This is a genomic window from Lutispora sp. QWL-02, assembly GCF_058315355.1.
Map to the genome: position 1 here is coordinate 3,158,142 of NZ_CM177762.1, position 24,866 is coordinate 3,183,007.

A 24,866-nucleotide genomic window follows, 5' to 3' on the forward strand; every position below is an offset into this window, starting at 1 on the left:
TTTATGAATTATGGCCGTATATATTCATAAAAAGTGCAAACCGAAAAACGAAATTTCTCTTTGCAAGCGACATACTCTCATATATAATGATGGATATATGTTTTTATTAGAATTATGTGAGGGATAAAAATGAGCATATTAACAGTAAAAAATTTGAGCCACGGCTTTGGTGATAGAGCAATATTTAAGAATGTGTCTTTTCGTTTATTGAAGGGCGAGCATATAGGCCTTATCGGAGCAAATGGGGAAGGAAAATCTACTTTTATGAATATGATCACAAACAAGCTGGAACCGGATGAAGGCCATATTGAATGGTCTAAAAGGGTAAGAGTAGGATACCTGGACCAGCATGTCGTTTTAGAAAAGGGTATGACCTTGAGAAATGTTCTGAGAGGAGCCTTTCAATACCTGTTTGATCTGGAAGAAGAAATGAATGAAATATGCAATAAAATGGCTGATGCGAAAGAAGCTGAGCTGGAAGCCCTTCTGGAAGATATGGGCAATATACAGGATATTTTAACCCACAATGATTTCTACGTCATAGACTCCAAGATAGAAGAAATAGGAAGAGGACTAGGATTAACAGATATAGGCCTTGACAAAGACATAAATGATCTCAGCGGAGGGCAGAGGACAAAAGCTTTAATAGGAAAACTCCTGCTGGAAAAACCTGATATACTTCTCCTAGATGAACCTACCAATTACCTGGATGAGCAGCATATCGAATGGCTGAAGAGATATCTGCAGCAATATGAGAATGCTTTTATCCTGATCTCTCATGATATGCCATTTTTAAACAGTGTTGTAAACATCATATATCATATGGAAAACCAAAGCTTAGATAGATATGTGGGCAATTATGACAATTTCAAGCAGATATATGAAGCAAAAAAGCTTCAACTGGAAGCTGCGTACAAAAATCAGCAGCAAGAGATTGCCGAGCTTAAGGATTTCGTAGCCAGGAACAAAGCAAGGGTATCCACGAGGAATATGGCGATGTCAAGGCAAAAGAAGCTTGACAAAATGGAGATAATAGAGCTGGCTAAAGAAAAGCCAAAGCCTGAGTTCAACTTCAAAAAAGGCCGGTTATCGGGAAAATCCGTGCTGAGCACCGAGGATTTGATCATAGGATATAATGAGCCATTATCAAAGCCCCTGGATCTATATATTGAAAGAGGACAAAAAATTGCTCTGATGGGCGCAAATGGTTTAGGGAAGACTACTTTGCTGAAGAGCATATTGGGTGAAATCCCTTCCCTTTCAGGAACTATAGAATTAGGTGATAACTTAGAAATAGGTTATTTTGAACAGGAAATGAAGGAAGCAAATTATAACACCTGCATAGAAGAGGTTTGGACGGAATTCCCCTCTTACACTCAGTATGAGGTCAGGGCAGCCCTGGCTAAATGCGGTCTTACTACTAAGCATATTGAAAGCAAGGTGATTGTCCTAAGCGGTGGAGAACAGACCAAGGTCAGGCTGTGCAAGCTTATAAACAAGGAAACCAATTTTTTGGTGCTGGATGAGCCCACCAATCATCTTGATCAGGATGCAAAGGGAGAGCTCAAAAGGGCTCTTAAAGAATACAAGGGAACAGTCCTCCTCATATGTCATGAAAAAGAATTCTACCAGGACATAGTCACAGAGGTATGGAATTGCGAGGACTGGACTACAAAAATCATATAAGCCGAATATATGAATATATGATAGTTTTGGTTATAATAGATTTTAACGATGCTATTTTGGGAGGAATTCAGGAGTATGATTTGGTTTGCCGTTTTAATTCCCATATCCTTTATCCTTGTCTCCCTGGCTAAGGCTTCGCCCCAGACAGTAGAAAACCTCTACTCTCTGGGAGTATATAGATATATAAGCCAGCCGCTGAGCAAAATCACCGGCATTGCTTTTTTGTCTCTGGGCGAATTGCTTTTTTATATATTTATAGCTTGGGTAATGCTTAAGCTCTTCGCTTTAGCCAGGGCATTGTTTCTAAAAAATAAAGAGCTGCTATCAAAAACCGCAGCTCAGATGATTGCCGCCCTCAGCATTTTATTATTCCTGTTTGTGATGCTATGGGGCTTAAATTACTATAGGATGCCTCTTTCCCAATCTGCAAATCTGGATACGGAAGATCATACCGCAGAGGATCTGAGAAAGCTGTGCAATTACCTGGCCAAAGAGGCCAACAGCTATAGGGATAAAATAAAAGAAGACTCCGGAGGAGTCATGAAGCTGTCCCAGAATAAAAATATCACTATATCAAGAGCTCATCTGGGTTATGATAGCATATCCTCCCAATACCCCATGCTTGAGGGTAATTATGGAAAGCCTAAAATAGTTTTAGGCTCAAAGCTGATGTCCTATGCAGGAATAGCAGGCATTTTTTTCCCATTTACGATTGAAGCAAATGTGAACGGCGATCTGCCTGAGGTCATGCTTCCCAGCACTATAGCCCACGAAATGGCTCATCAGAGAGGCTACGCCAGGGAGGATGAAGCGAATTTTATTTCTTTTCTAACCTGTATGGCTAGCCCTGATATAGAATACAAATACTCGGGCACCATCCTTGCCCTTATCCATTCTATAAATGCATTGCATGGAGTTGATAAAGACAAAGCCCTTGAACTGGCTGAGGAGTATAGTCCAGGCCTTGAGAGGGACCTGGCGGACATCAATGCTTATTGGAAAAAATTCGAGGGGCCGATAGAAAGAACCTCTACAAGGCTCAATAATACATACCTGAAAGCAAATAACCAAAAGGACGGAGTAAAAAGCTATGGAAGAATGGTCGATCTGCTCTTATCATATTATAAATCAAAAATTCTTGACTAGATTATTGATCCATTTGCCTGAAACCAGTCTGTACATGCAGAGCATAAACTTGACTGCTTCCTCAAGGGTTGTCAGCGCAACTACACCGTAAATAGGAAGTCTGAATAATAATGCCCCTGTAAAGGCCATAGGCACTCCAATAAGCCACATAGTGGAGGCTTCGATGATGAAGGCTTGCTTGGCATCCCCTCCACCCCTCAATATCCCAACGATAGAAACTATATTGAAAACCTTTAAAGGCATAGCTAATGAGTATATTTTCAAAACAGCATATGAATCCCTCAATACACCCTGGGAAACATTGAAAAACCCTAATATAAGAGGTCCGCTTATCAGAACCATAAATCCTATAAAAATACCTGTAAAGACGGACAGCACAGCAAATCTGTGAGCGTAATCCCTTCCTTCCTCTTCATTCCCCGCTCCGATCCTCTTTCCGATCATTACGCCTGAAGCATTAGCCATTCCAAAGCAAAAAATCATAAACAAATTCTGTACCGTGCTGCTTATTTGTATGGAAGCAATCGCTTCTTTTCCTATACGGCCATATGCTACAGAATATATAACAAAGGCTAAACCCCAGCACACTTCATTCAGCAATACGGGAACGGTTGTTTTATAAACTTTTTTGAAGAAAGCACCATTTATAATAAATATATCTTTTAAGTTTGGGGCTAAAATTTTATTTTTCCTATACACTATTGCAGCTATCAAGACTGCTTCAATAAACCTGGCAATAACTGTGGCCAATGCAGCGCCTTCCACCCCCATAGCTTCAAATCCAAAGTGTCCGAAGATAAATACGTAATTCAAAAATGTATTTCCCAAGAGTGCAACAGCACTGACTATCATCGGATACACCGCTTTTTCCGTACACCTCAATGCAAAGCTGAAACAGAAGGTCACCGCAGTAAAAGCATAGCTTATGCTTACAAGCTTCAGATATTTGCTGCCATATAAAAGAACCTCTGCATCTTTATTAAATATTCCCATTATATTCACCGAAAATAATAAAGCTGCTAAAGTAAACAATGCAGATACCACAAGAGCAGAAAAAATTTCTATTCCCACTACATGCTTAATATTCTCTGTATCTTTTTTACCCCAAAATTGTGATATAAATATACCGCTGCCGCTGCATATCCCAAATAAAAACATGCTGAACAGCATAAAAACCTGATTTGCTATTCCGACAGCTGCAATTTGCGTTTCTCCAACCATCCCAATCATAACCGTATCCACCGTATTTAAGGATGTGCTTATAAAATTCTGAATTATTATGGGTGCCGCAATGCTTGTAAGATCTTTATAAAATGCTTTATCTTGGATTAAGCCTTTCATTATCTGTTTTATATGGTTCAAAATTATTTCACATCCTCTCACTTTTTCACCTCTGCAGCATAAATATAATATGAGGTGATTTTATGTATGAAAAATTGCATCTCCACGAATTCGAAGGCACTGCAAACAAGGTATTTGCCCACACGCACAAATATTCAGGCACTTCAAGCAAAAACCCGGATTTTGATGGCCATACCCACTACTTTTCAGGATATGCAGAAGAAGTTCAGGGGCATGTCCACTACTATTCACTGATCACCGGCCCTGATATTGAGGTAGAAGGCGGGCATATCCATTATTATCAATGCTTCACCACTATGAACAAAAGGCATTGTCATATACTCTGGGGCTATACCTCAGTATACTCCGATTACTAAAAAAGGTATGTATTGCATCTATATAGGGAGGCAATACATACCTTTACTACATGATCATAGCTGTGAAAATGATTTTATGCCATACAGCTCTGAAGCCTTTTTTACTCCGTTTACTACAGCCTGCTCCACTGCCTTTGCTGCCAATACTCCTATTTGATTTACATCAGCATCAACTTCGCCTGTTGCCAATGCAAATATGGTATCCCCGTCATGCATAGTATGAGCGGGTCTTATGCTTCTGGCATAACCATTGTGAGCCATGGAAGCAACCTTATTTGCACCTGCTTTGCTCAGCCTTCCGTTGGTGATGACAGCACCTATGGTTGTATTCCCGGTAAACGGGTTATTCTCTTGTTTTGAGTTCTCCATTATAGTTTTTTCGCTGTTTATAAATATTTTATCCCCATAGGAATATGCCCCTGCCAATATTTTGCCTGTTTCCGGGTTGACTACATCACCCAGGCAATTTACTGCCACGACGGCTCCTACATACAGCCGGCCTGTTTTGATGCAGAATATGCCCAGGCCGCCCTTCATGGCCTTATCCATTCCCAGGATTTTTCCCACTGTGGCGCCGGTTCCCGCACCTGCGCTGCCTTCTGAGAGCTTGCCCGCTTCTGAATTAAGACAAGCTTCATACCCCATTCTTTTGTCCGGCCTGCACTTGAAATCCCCAACAGCAAGGTCAAAAAGAACTGCCCCGGCAACTATAGGAACCTTGGTCACGCCCACATCATAGCCTATTCCTCTTTCCTCCAGATACTCCATAACACCGGCAGCGGCATCCAATCCGAAGGCGCTTCCCCCAGACAGCAATATCCCATGGACTTTATCAACCAAGTTCATGGGATTGAGCAAATCCGTCTCTCTGGTTCCCGGCGCTCCGCCTCTCACATCTACTCCCCCGGTACCGCCATTGCTGCATAGAATAACGGTGCACCCAGTTCCCCCGTCAAAGTTCTGGGCATTGCCCAGCTTTATCCCGGGTATGTCCATAATATCTACATAATCCAATCTCAATCTGCACTTCCTGTTCTATTTCTTATCTATCAAAATATCTCTGATCTCGGTAAGCAGCACTTCCTCCGACGAAGGAACCGGAGGTGCCGCAGGTTTTTCCTCTTCCTTTTTCTTAAACCTGGTGATAGCTTTTATAAACAGAAATATGGAAAAAGCAATGATAATAAAATCTACAATGCTCTGAATAAAAGCACCGTACTTAATTCCAGCATCACCTATAGTGATCTGCAAGCCCGAAAAATCAACTCCGCCTAAAAGCAGCCCAATTATAGGCATCAATACATCATTGACCAAAGAAGTAACGATTTTGCCAAAGGCTCCTCCTATTATTACACCTATAGCTAAATCCAATACATTTCCCTTTAGAGCGAATTTTTTAAATTCCTGCAACATATAATCGCTAGGCCCCCTTTTGTTCAAATGTTACTCTACAATTCTCTTTTCCAGCACCTGGTCAATACTGAAGTCTTCAATCTGCAAATAATATTCGGCACAATCGATGAGGGCCTTCATAGGCAATAAGCCTATCACTTCAGTGCCCACCACCGGTACACCATACCGCTGAGCTTCCATCTTGACCATCTCATAAGCCCTGTACACTGCTGTCTTTTCATAATTAACGAGGTTCATGGAAACCTGAACTATATTTCTCTCTTCAAGCTTCACTCCCATTGCCTTTACGAATCTGAGACCGCCGCCTAAAAACCTCACGGTTTTAGCTATCTTGTCTGCAATCTCAATGTCTGAAGTTCCGAGATTCACATTAAATGCAACAAGAGGCACCCTGGCGCCCACAGCCGTGGCTCCTGATTTTGCATTCATTTCACCGGGACCAAAGTCCGGCTTCCATTCCTGCTGTTTGATCTTATCAAAAAAGCCTTCATACTGACCCTTCCTTACATCCGCCAGGTTTTTCCTATAATCGGCAGATGCAGCATCTTCATATAGATAAACAGGAATACCTAATTCCTCGCCTATTCTCTTTCCTACCTCTCTGGCAATCGCTATGCAATCCGCCATAGCTACATCAGATACAGGTATAAAAGGCATTACATCCGTTGCGCCCATTCTTGGATGGCCACCCTTATGTACTCTCATATCTATGAGCTCTGAAGCTTTCTTTGCCAGATTAAAAGCAGCTGCCTTAATATTTTCAGGATCTCCTACAAAAGTCACCACCGTCCTGTTGTGATCTTCATCCGGTGAGTAATCCAGCAGCTTTACTCCATTTATCTTTCTTACTTCGTCAACAATGGCTTCTATCACTCCCTTATTTCTGCCCTCACTGAAATTTGGGACACATTCAACTATTCGTGCCATATACTAACCCCTCCATTTATGATTTTATTTGCCATAAAGCCAACTATCAAAAAAATATCCCTTTCAACTATTATTGTAAATAATCCATTGCTCACTTTCAAGCAGTGGTAAACCAATTTTTTAACCGTTATTGTGATTATTGTCATGCAGGACTTGATCTATAACGATGACCAGGGCTAATATAAAGGCGGAATTCTCTCCCTCTGCTATATCCACGCCATAGGTGTCCCTGAATGTAAACCACTTCTTGGATACTTGTGCCGCAATACAGCCGTCCTTTATTATGTCAAAATCCATGCCCCAGTAGTTGCCCTCAATGGTGTAATTCCCTATAAAGCTTTCTATATTGAATCTTGGTTTGAAGAAGGTAAATTCCTTTTTTACCCTTGCAGCAGGGCTTCCATTATAATAGATAGTATATTCGGGGAGCAGCTTGAACAGCTTTTGTTCGATATAAACCAGCTCATTTCCCTGCATATCATATATCCGCAGCTTATCTCCAAAGGAAAATACTTTTCCTCGCACCTGATAATGAGGATTGCCCATCTCATCATCTATTGTAAAATTATCGCCAAAAGAAAAAAACTTCTGCTTTATCATAAAGCGCATAAATATCACTCCCATAATTTATTTTATATCCAAACTTCCTCAATTGTCATCCTTAGTATCATATCACCTTTAAAAGCTATATATTCCCATCATATCAAAAAGGGGATCGGCTCTCAATGCCAATCCTCATATATATTGAACGAGACTTCATTTAGAGGGGGATGGTAGCCCCCACTGAATGTTAGTCGAGTCCATACTGGACTTAACCGCTCTTGGCACCCGCCGCCTATAGAGGCAGTCGCCTTAGAGCGGGTTAGTTCAGTGATAAACTATTCATCATAAAAATCCAGGTAGGAAAAGCTCTCTCGTCCTTTTTGCCAACCCAGGATTGCTTCCATATTTACATTTTGAGTTGCTCTCATAATATTTACCTCTAAATTATCTATTTTCCCGCTGAGCTCCTTTATCAAATCCTTAACTTCATACCGCTTGTTCCCTGTCCTCTCCGCCGCCACCATGCAGGCACAGTTGAGAGGGATTATCCCGCTGCTCTGGGTAAAACGCTCTATGTGCTTTTCTTCTATGTAATACATGGGCCTTATAAGCTCAAGCCCTCTGAAATTTGTAGATCTGAGCTTCGGCAGCATGGTCTTGAAGCTGCCGGTATAGAGAATATTCATCATCGTTGTCTCTATTACATCGTTGAAGTGGTGGCCCAATGCCAGCTTATTGCATCCCAGCTCCTGAGCTTTGGAATACAAAGCCCCCCTTCGCATTTTGGCACACATATAGCAAGGGTAATCCTGGGCAATCTTATCAACTATTTTAAAGATGCCTGAATCAAAAACTTTAACGGGTATATTCAAATATTCGCAGTTTTCCAGCATAAGCTTTTTTATTTGCTGATGATAGCCTGGATCTGCTACTATGAATTCCAATTCTATCTTCATATCACCGTAGCACTGCAGCTCTTGGAAAAGCTTGGCCATAAGGATGCTGTCCTTACCGCCTGAGATAGCCACGGCAATCTTGTCTCCTTCCTCTATGAGCCTGAAATCCTTTATTGCTTTAATAAATTTTGACCATAAATATTTCCTGTACCTCTTTATTATGCTCTTTTCTATTTCTTCTAAGGGCTTTAATTCATTATCAGGCAGCAATGTCTTGCAGCCCGGTCCTTTTACGCTATCCAATTGATCACCTCATCATCAACAGTCTTATTTCAATTTAATTCAGTTATTATAAAAAATGCGAAGCATTTTTTATATATTGTACATCTAGTATTTCCCTCCAATAGAATAACATAAAGAAATTCGGCTATCAAACATATATATTTTAAAAAATAAGCTGCGCACCTGAAGGATACGCAACTTATTGCAATCAATATTTCAATACTCTGAAATTGCCAACCAGTACGGGCCAGTTCGGAGGAGTTTGAAGGTTTAATGCCCAGTAGCTGGCACCTCTCAATCCGTATTGCCTGATGGTATCATATTTAGCTTGATAACTTCGGGCATCGTCAAACCATACCTCGTGCTCCGCGCCTGATTCGTCCCAATATCTATAAAATGGAGATTGATATAAAGTATTATACTGAATTGAAACTCCGTACCGCAAAGCTCTATCTATAGCTTCATTATAGCTCAACGTCTCGGCAATGGTGGTTCCGGCTATATATGGAAGCTTCCAATCCCTGCCGTACAGCGGTATTCCCATCAGTATCTTGTTTCTGGGTATTGCAGTCACTGCATAATCCAGCACCCTTCTCACTTCATTTATGGGGGCTATGGCCCAAGGAGGCCCGCCTGCCCAACCCCATTCGTAGGTCATAAGCACAACAAAATCTACAATACGTCCGTGTGCGGGATAATCATGGGCCTCATACAGCAAGCCTGGCTGATCGGCTCTTATCTTTGGTGCCAATGCCGTCGATATGGAAAAGCCATTGGCATGCATCCTATCTGCAGTCCGCTCCAAGAAAGAATTGTAGAGCTCTCTATCTTGCGGATAGACATATTCAAAGTCAATATTCAAGCCTTGATATCCCTTTTCTTTCATTACATTTACTATGTTAGTCAATGCCCTTTCCTGTACAGCCGGACTCGAAAGAAAAGCATGAGCCAAATCTGAACTGAATCCTCTTCCCTCAAAATTTGTCAAGCACATCAACGGAATCACGCCTTTCGATCTTGCCGTATTGATTACAGAAGCATCATCCAGCATCGTCAGGTCTCCTCCGGCTGTTATGCGATAGCTAAACATGGCAAAATAAGTAAGATAATCTCCCGTTCCTTCCAATATATTCACTCCCACAGGTCCGGTTTCTGTCAGGTATCCGTTTACCTCTATAGCGGGTTTCGGAATCACGATCCTTTGCCCTACATATATGAGATTTGGATTGGGTATATTATTCTCTCTGAGTATATCAGGGACTGATACATTGTACATTCTGGATATCTGCCACAGGGTTTCGCCCGCTTTTACTACGTGCACATTATCGGGTGTGGGTATTACCAGTGATTGGCCTATTATAAGCCTGTTTGGATCTTTTATTCCATTGGTCTCAACTATGCTGTCTATGCTTACATTATAAGTCCTGGAAATCCTCCATAAGGTATCACCGCTTTTAACAACATAAATAGTCATACACACCACTCCATATTGATTTATTATTCAATATCAAGATATTATATGAAAGCTGTTTCTATTCATGTTGCGACTTAAATTTTTGTCCTTATTTGGATTTAACTTCAGTCCATATCCTATCATATTTAGGCAATGAACCTGCCAGATCTTCGAATACCTCACTGTTTTTAAGGTCGCCGTCTTCCGGATACGCCGATTTGTCCGAAATTAAATCTATTGGAAGCATCTTTTTAGCTTCTATATGAGGTGTTGCATAACCGATAAAATCAGCATTCTTGAAGGCCACCTCAGTCTCGCATAAATAGTTGATGAACAGTTCCGCCTCTTTTTTATGCTGGCTTGACTTGGGTATGACCACTGCGTCAAACCATATATTTGAACCTTCTTTCGGGATAACATATTCCAGGTCCGGGTTTTCCCTCTTCATATAAATCGCGTCGCCTGACCATACCACTGCCAAAGCTGCTTCTCCGCCTATCATCTTATCCTTGACTTCATCGCCTACATAGGCCAGAACCAGCGGTTTCTGCTTGATCAGCAGCTCCTTGGCCTCGTTAAGCTCTTTATCATCCTTTGTATTCAAGGAATATCCCAGCATCTTCAAGGTTATTCCTATAGAATCCCTCAAGCTGTCCAGCATCAAAATCTGTTTGCTGTATTTTTCATCCCATAATATCTTCCAGCTATCAACCGGTTCTTTCACCATGGTCTTATTGTACAATATGCCTACGGTTCCCCACATATAAGGAACAGAGTGTTCATTGGTAGGATCATAGGCAAGATTCTTAAATCTGTCATCTATATATTTATAATTTGGTATATTGCTCATATCAAGCTTATAGAGCATATCCTCATCTATCATTCTTTTTATTGCATAATCAGAAGGCACCAAAATATCATAGTCATCTGCACCTGCTTTGATCTTTGCGTACATTTCTTCGTTAGTAGCAAATTCATCATAGACCACATCGATATTATATTTCTTTTCAAAATCTCCTATAACCGATTGATCGATATAGTCCCCCCAATTATAGACCTTTAGCTGTACCTTTTTCTCCCCGCCGCAGCCTGTTATGCTGAGCACTATAGAGATTGCAAGAGTAAATACCAATAAGCTTTTTAATACTTTCTTCATACCACATTCTCCTTTCTTCCATTATCCCGCGACATTCTATTATTTATCACCAGAAGCATCAAAATTACTCCTGCAAACATAAGGCTTAAGAGTGCATTTATCTTCGGGCTCACGCCCTTCCGCGCCATAGAATAGATGGTTATGGCCAAGTTCGACACTCCAGGGCCCGTTGTGAAAAAGCTGATTACAAAATCATCTATAGACATGGTCATCGCCAGCAAAAATCCGGTAAATATACCGGGAGATATCTGGGGCAGTATGACCTTCATAAACGCATATCCGGGAGTAGCACCCAAATCCAATGCGGCGTCATAAACCTGATTGTCCAGCTGCTTCAGCTTCGGCATGACCGATAGTATAACATATGGCAGATTGAAGGTTATATGCGCCAAAAGCATAGAAAAAAAGCCTCTCGGAAGTTTCACCAATATGAACAGAATCATCAAGGATATCCCCGTAACGATATCGGGATTCAATACGGGCAGATAAGTCAAATTCGTCATTATTGCCTTGGGCAGCTTCTTCATATTGTGTATTCCTATAGCTGCGACAGTGCCTATTATCGTAGCGATGAGAGAAGCTGTCAGCGCTATAGTAATGGTATAATACAAAGAGGTCATAATCTGCTGATCACGAAACATCTCCGCATACCATTTAAAGGTGAAGCCAGTCCAATGAGCTCTTGATTTCGAGCTGTTAAAAGAAAAAATTATCAAAACTATTATGGGAGCATACAAAAATAAAAAGATTAAAAAAGTATATATTCTTTTTATAGCTGTTTTCACCACAAGCCGCCCCCTTCGTTTTCTTTCTCATACCTCATGGCAATACCCATACTGAACATTATCATGAGCATAAGCACTACCGAAAGAGCAGCTCCAAAGCCCCAATCTCTGGTCGTCAGGAACTGCTGCTCAATGAGGTTTCCGATAAGAGTAAAATGAGCTCCGCCCAAAAGCCTGGAGATTACAAAGGTGGTCAATGCCGGCATGAATACCATTATAACACCTGATGAAACCCCGGGAAGACTCAATGGGAATATTACCCTTCTGAAAACAGTCATGGGGGGTGCGCCCAGATCCTCGGCAGCCTCCAATACGGCTTTATCAATTTTTACTAATACCGAATATATCGGCAAAACCATAAAGGGAAGAAAATTATACACCATCCCCAGGATTACTGCGTTTTCAGTATATAACAGGGATGGAACGCTGATGCCGAAAAAGCCCAGGGCCGTCGCTATAAGGCCGTTTTTCTCAAGCAGTGTCATCCAAGCATAGGTCCGGGCAAGAAAGTTCATCCACATAGGAATAACGAATAAAACAACCAGCATGCTCTTCTTGCTCAGATTCTTTCCCGCCAAAATCATTGCCATGGGATAGCCCAATATCAGGCACACCATAGTGCTTATAGCGGCAATCTTTATTGAACGCAAGAATACTGACAGATAAATTGGTTCAAATACTCTTTTAAAATGCTCCGGGGTAAAGTGAATACCCGCAGCATCAGTGGTAAATACACTGTAAAAGACGATCAATGCCAAAGGTATTATGGTGAATATCACAATCCACAATCCGTAGGGATATGCCAGCAGATGCTTTTTCATTCTGCTATCACCTTCTTCATTATGTGAATATCATAAGGTATGATGTTCATACCTACTTTGGTATTCACTGGTTCCATCATTGTGCTGTGCACCATCCATCGCAGGCCTCTTGCATTTATAAGCATTTCATAATGAACGCCCTTGAAGATAACCGATTCCACCACACCTTCTATCATGCCTTGATCAACAGGCACAAGTTTTATATCCTCCGGCCTAATGACTACATCAACCTTTTCATTTGGTTCGAATCCTTTATCTACACATTCAAACCCGCTTTCAGCGAATTCAACATAATAATCTTTCACCATCACTCCGTCAATTATATTGCTTTCCCCGATAAAATCAGCGACAAAAGCATTGATGGGTTCGTTATATATGTCTTGAGGAGCTCCAATCTGCTGAATCCTTCCGTCATTCATCACCACTATGGTGTCCGACATCGTAAGAGCCTCTTCTTGATCATGGGTCACATAAATAAATGTGATTCCCAGGCTCCGCTGAATCTTTTTAAGCTCTAACTGCATGTCCTTTCGAAGCTTTAAATCCAGAGCTCCCAGAGGCTCATCCAGCAAAAGCACCTGCGGTTCGTTTACCAAGGCTCTTGCAATGGCTATGCGCTGCTGCTGCCCTCCGCTTAGAGAATCTATGTCTCTAGTCTCATAACCGCTCAAATTGACCAGCTTAAGAACTTCCTTCACCTTTCTGTCAATGTCCTTTTTGTCCATTTTTTTAATCTTCAATCCAAAAGCAATATTTTCATAAACATCCATGTGGGTAAATAGGGCATATCTTTGAAATACTGTATTCAGCTTTCTTTTATAGGGAGGAAGATTATTAATCTTTTTTCCTTCAAAAATAACATCACCTGTGTCTGAAATTTCAAAGCCCCCGATAATCCTTAATGTAGTGGTCTTGCCACAACCGCTTGGTCCCAAAAGAGTAACAAATTCATTTCTGCCGATGCTTAGATTGATATCCTGTAAAACTTGCTGCTCATTAAAGCTTTTAGATACATTGACCAATCTGATAATTTCCTCATACATTTATCTTCCTCCATTACTAACAGTATTCTTAGTTCAGATGGAGTTCATAACTCCTTCTGAACTTTAGAAGACGTTGTCCAGGAACTTAGCATCGTTTATTTATTAGCAATGCTAAGTTATCGGGTCAAATTAGAATTTTATATAACAATGTATTTTTATCACATTGGAAATGTAAAGTCAATATACCTTATCTGCGGAAATTTCTACAATACTTCCATCAAATTGATTATTTATTAATACCTTTTTCATCCATATTTTCATAGCAATAGTCTGCTGAATAAATAGCATATATATCCATCATATCTGGGAAATGACGGTTTCTTCAATTTTGCAGTAAAAGGCCCCAATTCAGGCTTTTCACGGCAATTGGCTTTTTTGTAAATTTCATTTTATGAAAAACGCAAGCCAAAGAACTCCCTGATTTTTTTATTCATTATAAAAATAATGCTTGAAACCAAAAGCTTAGTTTTTATATAATATGATTTAATATACATTTTTATTTATAATTATATATATGATAGGATGTGAAGCCATGATAAAGAAATTTAAAAAAGTACTTGTAGCCAACAGAGGAGAAATTGCAATAAGAATATTCAGAGCCTGTCAGGAATTAGGCATCAGAACCATAGCCATATACTCTAAAGAAGACAAATATGCCTTATTCAGAACCAAAGCGGATGAGTCTTATCTGATAGGAGAAAACAAAGGACCTATAGAGGCTTATCTCGGTATAGAAGATATTGTGCAGTTGGCTTTGAGAAAGGGCGCGGACGCAATACACCCGGGTTATGGCTTTTTATCTGAAAATCCTATGTTTTCAAAACGCTGCGAGGACGCCGGCTTAGTATTCTTAGGCCCTAAAAGCTATATGATTGAACGCCTGGGAGATAAAATAAGATCCAAAAGCCTTGCAAAAAAGGCCGGAGTCCCAACTATACCCGGTTCGGAAGCTCCCTTAAAGACCGAAGATGAAGCAGTGGAATTTGCCAAAACATGCGGTTATCCCATCATGCTTAAAGCTGCTGCAGGCGGCGGCGGCCGAGGTATGCGAGTCGTACATGATGAAAAAGATATGATAAACGCATTCAGAAGCGCAAGAAATGAAGCGAAGAAAGCCTTCGGAATTGATGATATCTTTATTGAAAAATATTTGGAAGATCCTAAGCATATTGAAGTCCAAGTGTTAGGTGATATTCACGGCAATATCGTCCATTTATATGAAAGGGATTGCTCCATACAAAGAAGGCATCAAAAGATTGTAGAATTTGCTCCTTCTATAACAATAAGCAAAGAGGTCCGGGATAGCATCTGCAAGGATGCTTTGAAAATAGCAGGGGCCTTAAAGTACGAAAGCGCAGGCACGGTTGAGTTTTTGGTGGATAAAAACCAGAATCATTACTTTATTGAAATGAATCCCAGGATCCAAGTAGAGCACACTGTCAGTGAAATGATCACAGGAATAGATATCGTGCAAAGCCAAATTCTTATCGGGCAGGGATACTCTCTGCATTCAAAGGAAATAGGCATCCCGTCTCAGGAATCCATCAGCACGAGAGGATATGCAATTCAATGCAGAGTTACCACTGAGGACCCTTCAAACAATTTTGCTCCGGATACAGGCAAGATAAACGATTATAGAACAGGCTCGGGCTTTGGAATAAGGCTGGACGGCGGCAACGGCTTTACCGGTTCCTTGGTGACCCCTTACTATGACTCCTTATTGGTAAAAATAATATCCTGGTCAAGAACCTTCGAGGATGCTGCAAGAAAAGCTTCCCGCTCCATAAAAGAATTGACGGTAAAAGGCGTTAAGACAAATGACGGTTTTCTTATCAATGTATTGAACCACCCCACCTTCCTGTCCGGCAATTGTACCACCAGCTTTATCGATGATACACAAGAGCTTTTTCATATAAAACCCAAGAAGGATAAAGAAACAAAGCTTCTCAGGTTTATAGGAGAAAAAATAGTTAATGAGGTCAAAGATACTAAAAAAGATTTTGACATTCCAATGGTGCCAAAGGCTGAGAAAAGCATCACCCTATACGGCACAAAGCAAATACTGGATGAGCAAGGCATCGAAGGCCTTATCCAATGGATAAAGGATCAGAAAAAGCTCCTGCTGACGGATACTACCTTCAGAGATGCCCATCAATCCCTTGTTGCAACGAGGATGAGAACCAGGGATATGGTGAAGGTTGCAGATGCTACGTCGGTCTTTGCAAAGGATCTCTTTTCCCTGGAGATGTGGGGCGGAGCCACCTTTGATGTCGCCTACAGGTTTCTAAAGGAGTCACCCTGGAGAAGGCTTCAAATCTTGAGGGCCAAAATTCCAAACCTATTGTTTCAGATGCTTATCAGAGGAGCAAACGGAGTAGGCTATACAAACTATCCCGATAATGTGATAAGAGCTTTCATAAAAGAATCTGCCGGCAGCGGAATAGATATATTCAGAATTTTTGACTCCCTCAACTGGCTTAAAGGCATGGAAATCGCAATTGACGAGGTGTTAAAGACAGGCAAGATTGCAGAGGCAGCCATGTGCTATACGGGCGATATTCTTGATGAAAAAAGAGATAAGTACTCTCTTCAATACTATATAAATACTGCAAAGGAAATTGAAAAAATGGGCGCTCATATCCTCGCTATTAAGGATATGTCCGGCTTGCTTAAGCCCTATGCAGCAAGCAAGCTGATAAGGGCTTTAAAGCAAGAGGTTTCCTTGCCTATACACCTTCATACTCATGACACCAGCGGAAACGGCATAGCGACGATATTAATGGCAGCCGAAGCCGGAGCGGATATCGCCGATACAGCCTTCAGCTCAATGGCAGCCCTTACCAGCCAGCCTGCATTGAATTCAATAGTTGCCGCCCTGGAATATACGGACAGGGATACAGGCTTGATAGCTGATGACATGCAAAAGCTAACGGATTATTGGCATGATGTAAGAAAAATATATGAACCCTTCGAATCAGGACTAAAATCCGACAGTACCGAGATCTATAAATATGAGATTCCCGGAGGCCAGTATTCCAACCTCAAGTCCCAGGTAGAAAGCTTCGGCATGGGACATTTGTTTAATGAAGTAAAAGAAATGTATAAGGATGTCAATGAGCTATTGGGTGACATCGTAAAGGTCACTCCTTCTTCCAAGGTAGTTGGAGATCTTGCCATATTTATGGTAAAGAACAATCTGACCAAAGAAAATATATATGAAAAAGGCAAAAACCTAACATATCCTGATTCAGCGATATCATATTTCAAGGGTATGATGGGCCAGCCTGTGGGAGGCTTTCCAAAAGAACTTCAGGAAATTGTCTTAAAGGGTGAGAAGCCTTTGACTCAGCGGCCTGGAGAAATACTGCCCGATGAAGATTTTGACAAAATTGCTCTTGACTTAAAGGAGCATCTCCATGATGAAGCCAATATGAGGAATATACTGAGCTATGCATTATACCCGAAAGTCTATAAGGACTACTTGAAAAGCATCGACGAGTATGGAGATCTCAGCAATCTGGAAAGCCATGTATTCTTCTATGGATTGAAGGAAGGAGAAACAAGCGAGATAGAATTGGAAGAGGGCAAAACTCTGATGGTCAAGCTGGTAGAGGTTCAGAAAACTGACCTGGAAGGCAATAAAACCTTGGTATTTGAGGTCAACGGCAACAGGCGTGAGATAAAGATGTTTGATAAGGCCTATGGTCAAACCAATAAAGTGGACCCCGCACTAATGGCTGATCCCGGCAATATCAATGAGATAGGTGCTTCAATACCCGGCATTGTTTCTAAAATATTGGTTGCCGAAGGCGATGAAGTAAAAGAAAATCAAAGCTTAATAATAATAGAAGCTATGAAAATGGAGACAAATATATCAGCCCTTGTTTCCGGTAAAATTGAGAAAATATTGGTTAAAGAAGGCCAGCAAATAAAATCAGGGCAGCTATTGATAGAAATTGCTTAAGCTGGTTAAATATTTAAAGGGTGTTATGCTCATGTTTTGCATAACGCCCTTTAAATATTTATACAATTATTCTATATAGAAATATTTATATGACTTAAAATCCATGTTTCAGTTCTTACTGTATTATCTTGCTTAATCAAATGCGTCAAAGAAATTCCCCTTTAAACTTTTTTGGAAAAATGAATATTTCTTGTTGCATATTTATATATATGTGTGTATAATTATGTTCATTACTTAATTTTATTACGCAAAGGAGAATGCTTATGGTTAAGGTTGGAATCATCGGCTCTACAGGATATGTAGGAGCTGAACTGATAAGACTCCTATTAAATCATAAAAAGGTTGAACTGTCAGCTATAAGCTCAAACAGCTTCGAAGGGCGGCATATAGAAAATATCTATGGCAATCTGAAAAAAGTCCTGTCCTTAAAATGCACCGCCCCAGAAGAGGTTATTTCATCATCCGATGTCATATTCACGGCTCTGCCCCATGGTTTAAGCGAGGAAATAGCAGAGAAATGCTTTCAAGAAAACAAGGTTTGCATAGACTTAGGGGCAGACTTCCGATTGCAAGACGAGAATGAATATTCTAAGTGGTACGGTAAAGCTTTCTACAAGCCTCATATACATCCGTTGAGTGTCTACGGCTTGCCGGAATTGAACAGAGACAAGATTAAAAGCTCTCACATAATAGCGAACCCGGGCTGCTATCCTACCAGCATCGAATTGGCTTTGATGCCTGCACTTAAAGAAAAGCTTATAGATACCGGCGGTATAATAATTGATTCTAAATCAGGGACAACGGGAGCCGGCAGAGGATTATCCCAAACCACGCATTTTCCCGAATGCAATGAGAACATACTGCCCTATAAGATAAATGAGCACCGGCACCTGCCAGAAATACAACAGATCCTCAGCCAAATGGCAGGCACCTGTATCAAAGTCACCTTTGTCCCTCATCTTCTGCCGGTAAATAGAGGAATCCTCTCAACGATATACTGCTCCCTTAATGGAGCACAACATGCCGAGAAGATATATGAAATATATAAAAAGTACTATGAAAAGGAAAGCTTCGTCAGAGTATTAAATGTCGGTGAAACAGCATCAATAAGAAATGTAAAATACTCTAACTTTTGTGACATATCCCTGCATATGCAGGATGGAAACAACAGGCTGATAATAGTAAGCGCTATTGATAATATGGTCAAAGGCGCTGCAGGCCAAGCTATACAGAATATGAACATAGTTTTGGGCTTTGATGAGAAGAATGGTTTAGAGTTCATCCCTCCAGCCTTCTAAGGATAGAAAGGAGATTTATGAAATGGAAATAATCAATGGCAGCGTTACAGCAGCAAAAGGTTTTTATTCCTCAGGCATTCATTGCGGAATCAAAAAATCCAAGAAAGATTTAGCATTAATATATTCCTCCAAGATGTGCAATGCAGCAGCAGTATACACTACTAACCAGGTAAAGGGAGAACCTTTATATGTTACTATGAAGCATATAAAAGACGGCAAGGCTCAAGCCATAATCATAAACAGCGGGAATGCCAATACTTGCACCGGCGAGGACGGAAAGAAAAAAGCTTTTATGATGACAGATTTAACATCAAAAGCTCTGGGCATCGATAAAGAAAATGTCCTTGTTGCTTCAACAGGAGTAATCGGCGTACCCCTTCCTATCGGAGCAATAGAAAATGGTATGGATAGATTAGTCGGAGCCCTAGGCAAGGATGATGAGGAGAGCGCATCTGAGGCCATCATGACAACTGATACCATCAGTAAAACCATAGCATTGGCCTTCAACATAGGGGATAAAACTGTAACAATAGGCGGCATGGCCAAGGGCTCAGGAATGATCCATCCTAATATGGCTACTATGCTATCCTTTATTACTACTGATTTGAATATTGAACAGCATCTGCTTCAAGAGGCATTAAGAGAAAGTATTAATAAATCCTATAACCGAATCAGCGTTGATGGGGATACCAGCACAAACGATATGGCAGTGATCTTGGCCAACGGTGAAGCTCAAAACGCTTTAATAAGCGAAAAAAATGATGATTATCACACATTCTTAGATGTATTAAACTATTTAAACACTTATCTGGCGAAGCTCATAGCCAAGGATGGAGAGGGAGCTACAAAGCTTATTGAGTGCCAGGTCATGGGTGCAAATTCTGAAGAAATCGCAGAAATTCTATCAAAATCAGTGATCAGGTCAAACCTGGTAAAAGCAGCATGCTTCGGCGCCGATGCCAACTGGGGAAGGATATTGTGCGCCCTTGGATACAGCAATATTGAGCTGGATATCCATAAAATAGATGTGGCCTTTGAAAGCTCTGAGGGAAGCATGACAGTATATCAATGCGGAATGCCCATTATATTTGATGAAGCCAAAGCAAAAAAAATACTCAAGGCTCCCGAAATAAAAATATTAGTCAACCTGAACCAGGGAGATAAAAGTGCTGCAGCATGGGGATGCGACCTGACTTACGAATATGTGAGAATAAATGGAGATTATCGCTCATAGGTGGTGGACATTATGGAAAATTCTAAAAAAGCTGAAATCCTGGCAAAGGCATTGCCCTACATGCAGCAGCATAAAGGCAAAACTGTTGTAGTAAAGTATGGCGGAAATGCCATGCTCAATCAAAGCCTTAAGGAAGCGGTAATAAACGATTTAGTCCTTATGAAATGCATAGGTATAAACCTGGTGGTGGTACACGGCGGCGGGCCGGAAATCAATAATTTGCTGAAAAGAATAAATAAGGAAAGCAAATTTATAAATGGTTTGAGATATACGGATAAGGAAACAATGGATATAGTTCAAATGGTTCTTGCGGGAAAAATAAATAAAGATTTGACAGCCATGATATATAAAAAAGGAGGCAAAGCCATAGGCCTCTGCGGTATAGACGGTAATATGCTTCAAGCAAAAAAGCTTGAAGCAGACGATGATCTAGGCCTTGTAGGGGAAATATCAAAAGTTGATACAGATATAATCAATAGCAGTATCAATGGGGGATATATACCTGTGATAAGCAGCATAGCTTTGGGAGATGATAAGGAAACTGTATATAACATAAACGCAGATACAGCCGCATCCAGTATAGCATCTTCCTTAAATGCCGAAAAGCTTATACTTCTTACCGATGTCCCGGGAATATTGACAGATCCCTCAGACCCATCAACTCTCATATCTCAGCTGGATCTCAACGGGATTTATCAGCTGACATCCGGTGGCCTATTGACTGGCGGGATGATACCCAAGGTAAAATGCTGCAGCGATGCGATAAAAACTGGAGTGAAAAGAGCCCATATAATAGACGGAAGAGTGCAGCATTCATTATTGCTCGAACTATTTACGGATGAAGGCATAGGCACAATGATTAAGCAGGGGGGTATTAACAATGGAATTGATCGATAAAGCAAATAAATATTTTATGGAAACTTATGCTCAATTGCCGGTGGTTTTGGTTAAGGGAAACGGGTCTACTGTATATGATACCGAAGGCAACAGCTACATAGATTTTACCAGCGGTGTCGGCGTCAACAGCTTAGGCTATGGAGATAAAGAATGGATGAAGGCTGTAGCAGAACAAAGCAAAAGCCTTGCTCATATTTCAAATATTTTTTATAATCTCCCCTCCATCCTACTGGCTGAGAAATTGGTTGATAATGCATGTATGAGCAAAGTATTCTTCTCTAACTCCGGCGCTGAAGCCAATGAAGGAGCCATTAAGCTGGCGAGGAAATACAGCTTTGATAAATACGGCAAGGACAGATCGGCTATAATCACCCTGAAGCAGTCCTTTCACGGAAGGACTGTGACCACGTTGTCAGCAACCGGTCAGGAAAAATATCATGACTACTTCTTTCCGTTTACGGACGGGTTCAAGCATGTGAAAGCCAATGACTATGATGATTTCATAAATAACTTGGATTCCAGCATATGCGCTGTAATGATGGAGGCCATCCAGGGAGAAGGGGGCGTAATACCTCTTGAAGCAGATTATGTCAAGAAGGTTGTCGCAAAATGCAAGGAAAATGATATAGCGGTCATATTCGATGAGATCCAGTGCGGCATAGGAAGAACAGGCTTATTGTTCGGCTACAACCACTTTGATGCAAAACCGGATATTGTGACCGTTGCAAAGGGCCTTGCTTCCGGCCTTCCCATGGGAGCGGTGCTATGCAATGAAAAATTAGGCAAGGTATTCAAGCCGGGAGATCATGGCTCCACCTTCGGCGCCAACCCTGTGGCTTCAGCAGCGGCTCTGGCTGTTTTGGATAAGATATGCAATAAAGCATTTATGGATAGCGTAATAACCAAGGGAGATATCATAAAAGAATTCTTAAAAAACAATTGCAATACTATACTGGAGGTCCGAGGAAAAGGACTTATGATAGGCATACAGATTCAAGGAGACGCTGCAAAGGTTCAAAAAGAAGCCTTATCTAATGGGTTATTGGTACTCACTGCCGGACCTGATGTAATTAGACTGCTGCCTCCGCTTGTAATAAATGAAGAAGAACTGGTTAAAGGTCTTGAAATACTTTGCCGAGTTATAGATAAATAGAACCTCCGAAATTCGGAGGTTCTTCTTTTTAAGCCTTTTGACGGTCTCTGAACAATAAGCTTATTGACCATAGACCTGCTAATCCGACCAATGTATAGATAATACGGCTAAGCACAGCGTTTTGCCCTCCAAAAAGAGCGGCTACCAGATCAAATTGAAATAAACCAACCAAAAGCCAATTCAAAGCTCCTATAATTACCAATATTAGTGAAAGCCTATCCATACCATTCACCTCCCTTTCCTAACATAAATATTTCTTATATATACTTATGTATGATAATTTTTTCCAATACCTATTATCTTTATACAATCAATTCAAATATTTGTCATTAGTCCATAATTAAAAACCGTGTTATAATATTATGTAAACATGGAGGTGGATTATGAACATAAAGGCCACAAAAATAATTAAGGGCACATTAGCATTTATTGCTACCTTGCTCGTTTTATATGGAGCACGTTTTCTATGGCAAAATTATTCAGTAGCTATGCCTTTGAATAGCGGACTTAAAAGTATAAATGGAGTTCAAAACGTTGTTTTAGAAAAACCATCAAAAATATATGAGCCAATAATCATTAATATATCTTTAAATAATATTTCCAATTTTCAAAAGACATATGCAGAGATCAATGAAAAAGCTATACAAGCATTAAAAGGTAAAGCATATAAGATAAACATCAAGGATACAGGCAGCGATGAATTAGAAAAGCTTTATTCGGATATAAGCATTTATATTGAAAAAGCTTTAATAGACGGCAGCTTCCCAAGTCTTGTAGAAAAGAGTGATGCTATAGCAAAATCTATTGGCGGCGAATCTAAAATAAACATCGATAGTAAATATATATACCTGCATATAACTAAAAACGATAAATCTTTGTACAAGCTTATACCAAGACAAACACAGAAAGCAGGTGATTTAAAATAATGAATTATAAGGAACATATTATTGGTGCAGTTGCAGCAATAATTGTATTTTTAAGTTTGCTTGGGTTTGATATATTGCCTTTAATTTTTCTTATAGGTTTTGCAGGAGCAATATATTTTATCACTGACAGCAAGCTATTAAAAGTAAAAAGCTCTTCTGTTGGCGAAGGAAGAAAGGATAGCTCCATTTCTTTCAACGATATAGGAGGACAAGAGATAGCTAAAAATGAGCTGCGGGAAGCCCTTGAATTCATAAAAAGCAATGACAAGCTAAAAGCCTTAGGTATTCGCCCATTAAAGGGTATATTATTGAACGGGCCCCCTGGAACAGGAAAAACTCTATTGGCAAAAGCTGCAGCTCAATACACCAATTCCATATTTTTATCAGCCAGCGGCTCTGAATTTGTAGAAATGTATGTAGGTGTAGGCGCCAAAAGGGTTCGTCAGCTATTCACCCAGGCCAAACAAGCTGCAAAAAGGATGAACAGGCACAGTGCCGTAATCTTCATTGATGAAATCGAGGTGCTGGGCGGAAAAAGAGGACAAAACCACAGCCACCAGGAACACGATCAGACACTCAACGAGCTTTTGGTCCAAATGGACGGAATTTCTTCTGACGATGAGGTAAAAGTCCTTGTGATTGGAGCGACTAATAGGTCGGATATGCTGGATTCGGCGCTCCTGCGCCCCGGAAGATTTGACCGCATTGTAAAGGTTGATTTGCCCGATAAAAAGGGAAGGGCTCATATTTTAAAGCTCCATACAAGGAATAAGCCTTTATCCGCAGAAGTCGAAATAGAGGCTATAGCAAGGGATACCTTCGGGTTCTCCGGAGCCCAGCTGGAAAGCGTAGCCAATGAAGCGGCCATATTGGCAATGCGAGATGAATCAAAAGAAATATCTTCCGTGCATTTTAAAAATGCTATTGAAAAGGTTATGATGGGAGAAAAGCTTGACAGGCTTCCCAGTGTCGATGAGAAGCTTAGAATTGCAATACATGAATCAGGCCATGCTCTGATAGGAGAGCTTTTATTCCCGCATTCCGTAGCCAGTGTGAATGTTGCATCAAGGAGCAATGCTCTTGGTTATGTGCGCAATACACAGGAAGACGATATGTTTCTTTATACCTGTGATTACCTTAATGGCCGCATCGCAGTATCCTTAGCCGGAGCTCTGGCCGAAGAGGTTCTGTTGAGCTCCAGAAGCACAGGAGCGTCAAGCGATTTTCAGAATGCATCGGACCTTGCCCGCCATATAGTATATGGAGGCATGTCTGAATTAGGCATAATATCGGCCGAAGATTTGCCAAAGGAAAAACTTCACAATGCTATTTCATCCATATTGGGAGAGGTAGAAAAAAGCACCCTTTCTCTATTGAATGAAAACATACAAATATTGAAGGATGTATCCAGCGAGTTATTGGATAAAGAAACTCTGTCCGGTGATGAGCTAAGAGCTTTGATCAAAAAAGAAGCCGCATAAAAAATATTGTCATTCTATAGGCTATAAGCCTGAGGATGACAATA

Annotated in this window: 22 protein-coding genes; 10 read left to right on the forward strand and 12 right to left on the reverse strand. The window is 40.7% G+C overall.

All coding sequences use genetic code 11. From position 1 onward, the window contains the following. Positions 1-129: 129 nt before the first annotated feature. A complete protein-coding gene (locus tag AC4HCY_RS14985) occupies positions 130-1,686 on the forward strand; it encodes an ABC-F family ATP-binding cassette domain-containing protein (RefSeq protein ID WP_323431820.1) in 1,557 nt (518 codons plus the stop codon). A gap of 75 nt (positions 1,687-1,761) precedes the next feature. Beyond that, positions 1,762-2,832, forward strand: a complete 1,071-nt coding sequence (locus AC4HCY_RS14990; RefSeq protein ID WP_491094533.1) for a DUF3810 domain-containing protein — start codon at positions 1,762-1,764, stop codon at positions 2,830-2,832. Here the strand turns inward: AC4HCY_RS14990 and AC4HCY_RS14995 are convergent. Then, complete coding sequence (locus AC4HCY_RS14995) at positions 2,815-4,194, reverse strand: MATE family efflux transporter (protein ID WP_323431822.1); 1,380 nt, start codon at positions 4,192-4,194, stop codon at positions 2,815-2,817. The genes AC4HCY_RS14990 and AC4HCY_RS14995 overlap by 18 nt on opposite strands. A gap of 62 nt (positions 4,195-4,256) precedes the next feature. On the opposite strand from AC4HCY_RS14995, the gene AC4HCY_RS15000 reads away from it, so the two are divergent. Beyond that, a complete protein-coding gene (locus AC4HCY_RS15000; protein WP_323431823.1) occupies positions 4,257-4,550 on the forward strand; it encodes a YmaF family protein in 294 nt (97 codons plus the stop codon). Positions 4,551-4,604: 54 nt separating this feature from the next. Here AC4HCY_RS15000 and AC4HCY_RS15005 read toward each other — a convergent pair whose 3' ends face one another. The 10 genes from AC4HCY_RS15005 to potA all read right to left on the reverse strand — a co-directional run bounded on the left by AC4HCY_RS15005 (position 4,605) and on the right by potA (position 13,869). Beyond that, positions 4,605-5,564 carry a P1 family peptidase gene (locus AC4HCY_RS15005; RefSeq protein ID WP_491096133.1) on the reverse strand — a complete coding sequence of 320 codons (960 nt, stop codon included), beginning with the start codon at positions 5,562-5,564 and terminating at the stop codon, positions 4,605-4,607. 21 nt (positions 5,565-5,585) lie between these two features. Then, a complete protein-coding gene (mscL, locus tag AC4HCY_RS15010) occupies positions 5,586-5,963 on the reverse strand; it encodes a large conductance mechanosensitive channel protein MscL (RefSeq protein ID WP_491094534.1) in 378 nt (125 codons plus the stop codon). Between the two features lie 30 nt (positions 5,964-5,993). Then, complete coding sequence (gene ftcD, locus AC4HCY_RS15015; RefSeq protein WP_491094535.1) at positions 5,994-6,890, reverse strand: glutamate formimidoyltransferase; 897 nt, start codon at positions 6,888-6,890, stop codon at positions 5,994-5,996. 120 nt (positions 6,891-7,010) lie between these two features. Continuing rightward, positions 7,011-7,499 carry an LURP-one-related/scramblase family protein gene (locus AC4HCY_RS15020; protein WP_323431826.1) on the reverse strand — a complete coding sequence of 163 codons (489 nt, stop codon included), beginning with the start codon at positions 7,497-7,499 and terminating at the stop codon, positions 7,011-7,013. A 269-nt stretch (positions 7,500-7,768) separates the two neighbouring features. Then, positions 7,769-8,632, reverse strand: coding sequence for a tRNA 2-thiocytidine biosynthesis TtcA family protein (locus AC4HCY_RS15025; protein WP_491094536.1), 864 nt, complete (start codon positions 8,630-8,632; stop codon positions 7,769-7,771). 187 nt (positions 8,633-8,819) lie between these two features. Beyond that, entirely contained in the window at positions 8,820-10,085 is a 1,266-nt protein-coding gene (locus tag AC4HCY_RS15030) for a glycoside hydrolase family 18 protein (RefSeq protein ID WP_323431828.1), read from the reverse strand. Between the two features lie 88 nt (positions 10,086-10,173). After that, complete coding sequence (locus AC4HCY_RS15035; protein ID WP_323431829.1) at positions 10,174-11,220, reverse strand: ABC transporter substrate-binding protein; 1,047 nt, start codon at positions 11,218-11,220, stop codon at positions 10,174-10,176. Then, complete coding sequence (locus tag AC4HCY_RS15040) at positions 11,217-12,008, reverse strand: ABC transporter permease (protein ID WP_323431830.1); 792 nt, start codon at positions 12,006-12,008, stop codon at positions 11,217-11,219. The genes AC4HCY_RS15035 and AC4HCY_RS15040 overlap by 4 nt, the downstream gene beginning before the upstream one ends. Then, on the reverse strand, positions 12,002-12,826 hold the full coding sequence (locus tag AC4HCY_RS15045; protein WP_491094537.1) for an ABC transporter permease: 825 nt from the start codon (positions 12,824-12,826) through the stop codon (positions 12,002-12,004). Before AC4HCY_RS15045 ends, AC4HCY_RS15040 begins: the two co-directional genes overlap by 7 nt. Next, complete coding sequence (potA, locus tag AC4HCY_RS15050) at positions 12,823-13,869, reverse strand: spermidine/putrescine ABC transporter ATP-binding protein (protein ID WP_323431832.1); 1,047 nt, start codon at positions 13,867-13,869, stop codon at positions 12,823-12,825. Before potA ends, AC4HCY_RS15045 begins: the two co-directional genes overlap by 4 nt. Positions 13,870-14,404: 535 nt before the next feature. On the opposite strand from potA, the gene AC4HCY_RS15055 reads away from it, so the two are divergent. From AC4HCY_RS15055 to AC4HCY_RS15075, 5 genes are all read left to right on the forward strand, one after another. After that, on the forward strand, positions 14,405-17,833 hold the full coding sequence (locus AC4HCY_RS15055) for a pyruvate carboxylase (RefSeq protein WP_491096134.1): 3,429 nt from the start codon (positions 14,405-14,407) through the stop codon (positions 17,831-17,833). Positions 17,834-18,096: 263 nt separating this feature from the next. Next, complete coding sequence (gene argC / locus AC4HCY_RS15060) at positions 18,097-19,131, forward strand: N-acetyl-gamma-glutamyl-phosphate reductase (protein ID WP_323431834.1); 1,035 nt, start codon at positions 18,097-18,099, stop codon at positions 19,129-19,131. A gap of 22 nt (positions 19,132-19,153) precedes the next feature. Beyond that, the gene (argJ, locus tag AC4HCY_RS15065) at positions 19,154-20,365 is read left to right on the forward strand and encodes a bifunctional glutamate N-acetyltransferase/amino-acid acetyltransferase ArgJ (protein ID WP_491094538.1); all 1,212 of its coding nucleotides are present in this window, start codon (positions 19,154-19,156) and stop codon (positions 20,363-20,365) included. Between the two features lie 12 nt (positions 20,366-20,377). After that, a complete protein-coding gene (gene argB, locus AC4HCY_RS15070) occupies positions 20,378-21,262 on the forward strand; it encodes an acetylglutamate kinase (protein WP_323431836.1) in 885 nt (294 codons plus the stop codon). After that, a complete protein-coding gene (locus tag AC4HCY_RS15075) occupies positions 21,246-22,415 on the forward strand; it encodes an aspartate aminotransferase family protein (RefSeq protein WP_491094539.1) in 1,170 nt (389 codons plus the stop codon). The genes argB and AC4HCY_RS15075 overlap by 17 nt, the downstream gene beginning before the upstream one ends. 28 nt (positions 22,416-22,443) lie before the next feature. Here AC4HCY_RS15075 and AC4HCY_RS15080 read toward each other — a convergent pair whose 3' ends face one another. Next, the gene (locus tag AC4HCY_RS15080; RefSeq protein ID WP_323431838.1) at positions 22,444-22,638 is read right to left on the reverse strand and encodes a DUF378 domain-containing protein; all 195 of its coding nucleotides are present in this window, start codon (positions 22,636-22,638) and stop codon (positions 22,444-22,446) included. 160 nt (positions 22,639-22,798) lie between these two features. Here AC4HCY_RS15080 and AC4HCY_RS15085 point away from each other — a divergent pair, with 160 nt between their 5' ends. Both AC4HCY_RS15085 and AC4HCY_RS15090 read left to right on the forward strand, forming a co-directional pair. Beyond that, on the forward strand, positions 22,799-23,341 hold the full coding sequence (locus tag AC4HCY_RS15085) for a hypothetical protein (RefSeq protein WP_323431839.1): 543 nt from the start codon (positions 22,799-22,801) through the stop codon (positions 23,339-23,341). Further along, positions 23,341-24,822: an AAA family ATPase gene (locus tag AC4HCY_RS15090; protein WP_323431840.1), complete on the forward strand. Its 1,482-nt coding sequence runs from the start codon at positions 23,341-23,343 to the stop codon at positions 24,820-24,822. The genes AC4HCY_RS15085 and AC4HCY_RS15090 overlap by 1 nt, the downstream gene beginning before the upstream one ends. The last annotated feature ends 44 nt before the right edge of the window (positions 24,823-24,866 follow it).

What these genes read in the sequence shown, in the direction of transcription:
- AC4HCY_RS14985 (WP_323431820.1), top strand. Translation starts at nt 130, where the DNA reads ATGAGCATATTAACAGTAAAAAATTTGAGCCACGGCTTTGGTGATAGA.
- AC4HCY_RS14990 (WP_491094533.1), top strand. Translation starts at nt 1,762, where the DNA reads ATGATTTGGTTTGCCGTTTTAATTCCCATATCCTTTATCCTTGTCTCC.
- AC4HCY_RS15000 (WP_323431823.1), top strand. Translation starts at nt 4,257, where the DNA reads ATGTATGAAAAATTGCATCTCCACGAATTCGAAGGCACTGCAAACAAG.
- mscL (WP_491094534.1), bottom strand. Translation starts at nt 5,963, where the DNA reads ATGTTGCAGGAATTTAAAAAATTCGCTCTAAAGGGAAATGTATTGGAT.
- ftcD (WP_491094535.1), bottom strand. Translation starts at nt 6,890, where the DNA reads ATGGCACGAATAGTTGAATGTGTCCCAAATTTCAGTGAGGGCAGAAAT.
- AC4HCY_RS15020 (WP_323431826.1), bottom strand. Translation starts at nt 7,499, where the DNA reads ATGCGCTTTATGATAAAGCAGAAGTTTTTTTCTTTTGGCGATAATTTT.
- AC4HCY_RS15030 (WP_323431828.1), bottom strand. Translation starts at nt 10,085, where the DNA reads ATGACTATTTATGTTGTTAAAAGCGGTGATACCTTATGGAGGATTTCC.
- AC4HCY_RS15035 (WP_323431829.1), bottom strand. Translation starts at nt 11,220, where the DNA reads ATGAAGAAAGTATTAAAAAGCTTATTGGTATTTACTCTTGCAATCTCT.
- AC4HCY_RS15045 (WP_491094537.1), bottom strand. Translation starts at nt 12,826, where the DNA reads ATGAAAAAGCATCTGCTGGCATATCCCTACGGATTGTGGATTGTGATA.
- potA (WP_323431832.1), bottom strand. Translation starts at nt 13,869, where the DNA reads ATGTATGAGGAAATTATCAGATTGGTCAATGTATCTAAAAGCTTTAAT.
- argC (WP_323431834.1), top strand. Translation starts at nt 18,097, where the DNA reads ATGGTTAAGGTTGGAATCATCGGCTCTACAGGATATGTAGGAGCTGAA.
- argJ (WP_491094538.1), top strand. Translation starts at nt 19,154, where the DNA reads ATGGAAATAATCAATGGCAGCGTTACAGCAGCAAAAGGTTTTTATTCC.
- argB (WP_323431836.1), top strand. Translation starts at nt 20,378, where the DNA reads ATGGAAAATTCTAAAAAAGCTGAAATCCTGGCAAAGGCATTGCCCTAC.
- AC4HCY_RS15075 (WP_491094539.1), top strand. Translation starts at nt 21,246, where the DNA reads ATGGAATTGATCGATAAAGCAAATAAATATTTTATGGAAACTTATGCT.
- AC4HCY_RS15080 (WP_323431838.1), bottom strand. Translation starts at nt 22,638, where the DNA reads ATGGATAGGCTTTCACTAATATTGGTAATTATAGGAGCTTTGAATTGG.
- AC4HCY_RS15085 (WP_323431839.1), top strand. Translation starts at nt 22,799, where the DNA reads ATGAACATAAAGGCCACAAAAATAATTAAGGGCACATTAGCATTTATT.
- AC4HCY_RS15090 (WP_323431840.1), top strand. Translation starts at nt 23,341, where the DNA reads ATGAATTATAAGGAACATATTATTGGTGCAGTTGCAGCAATAATTGTA.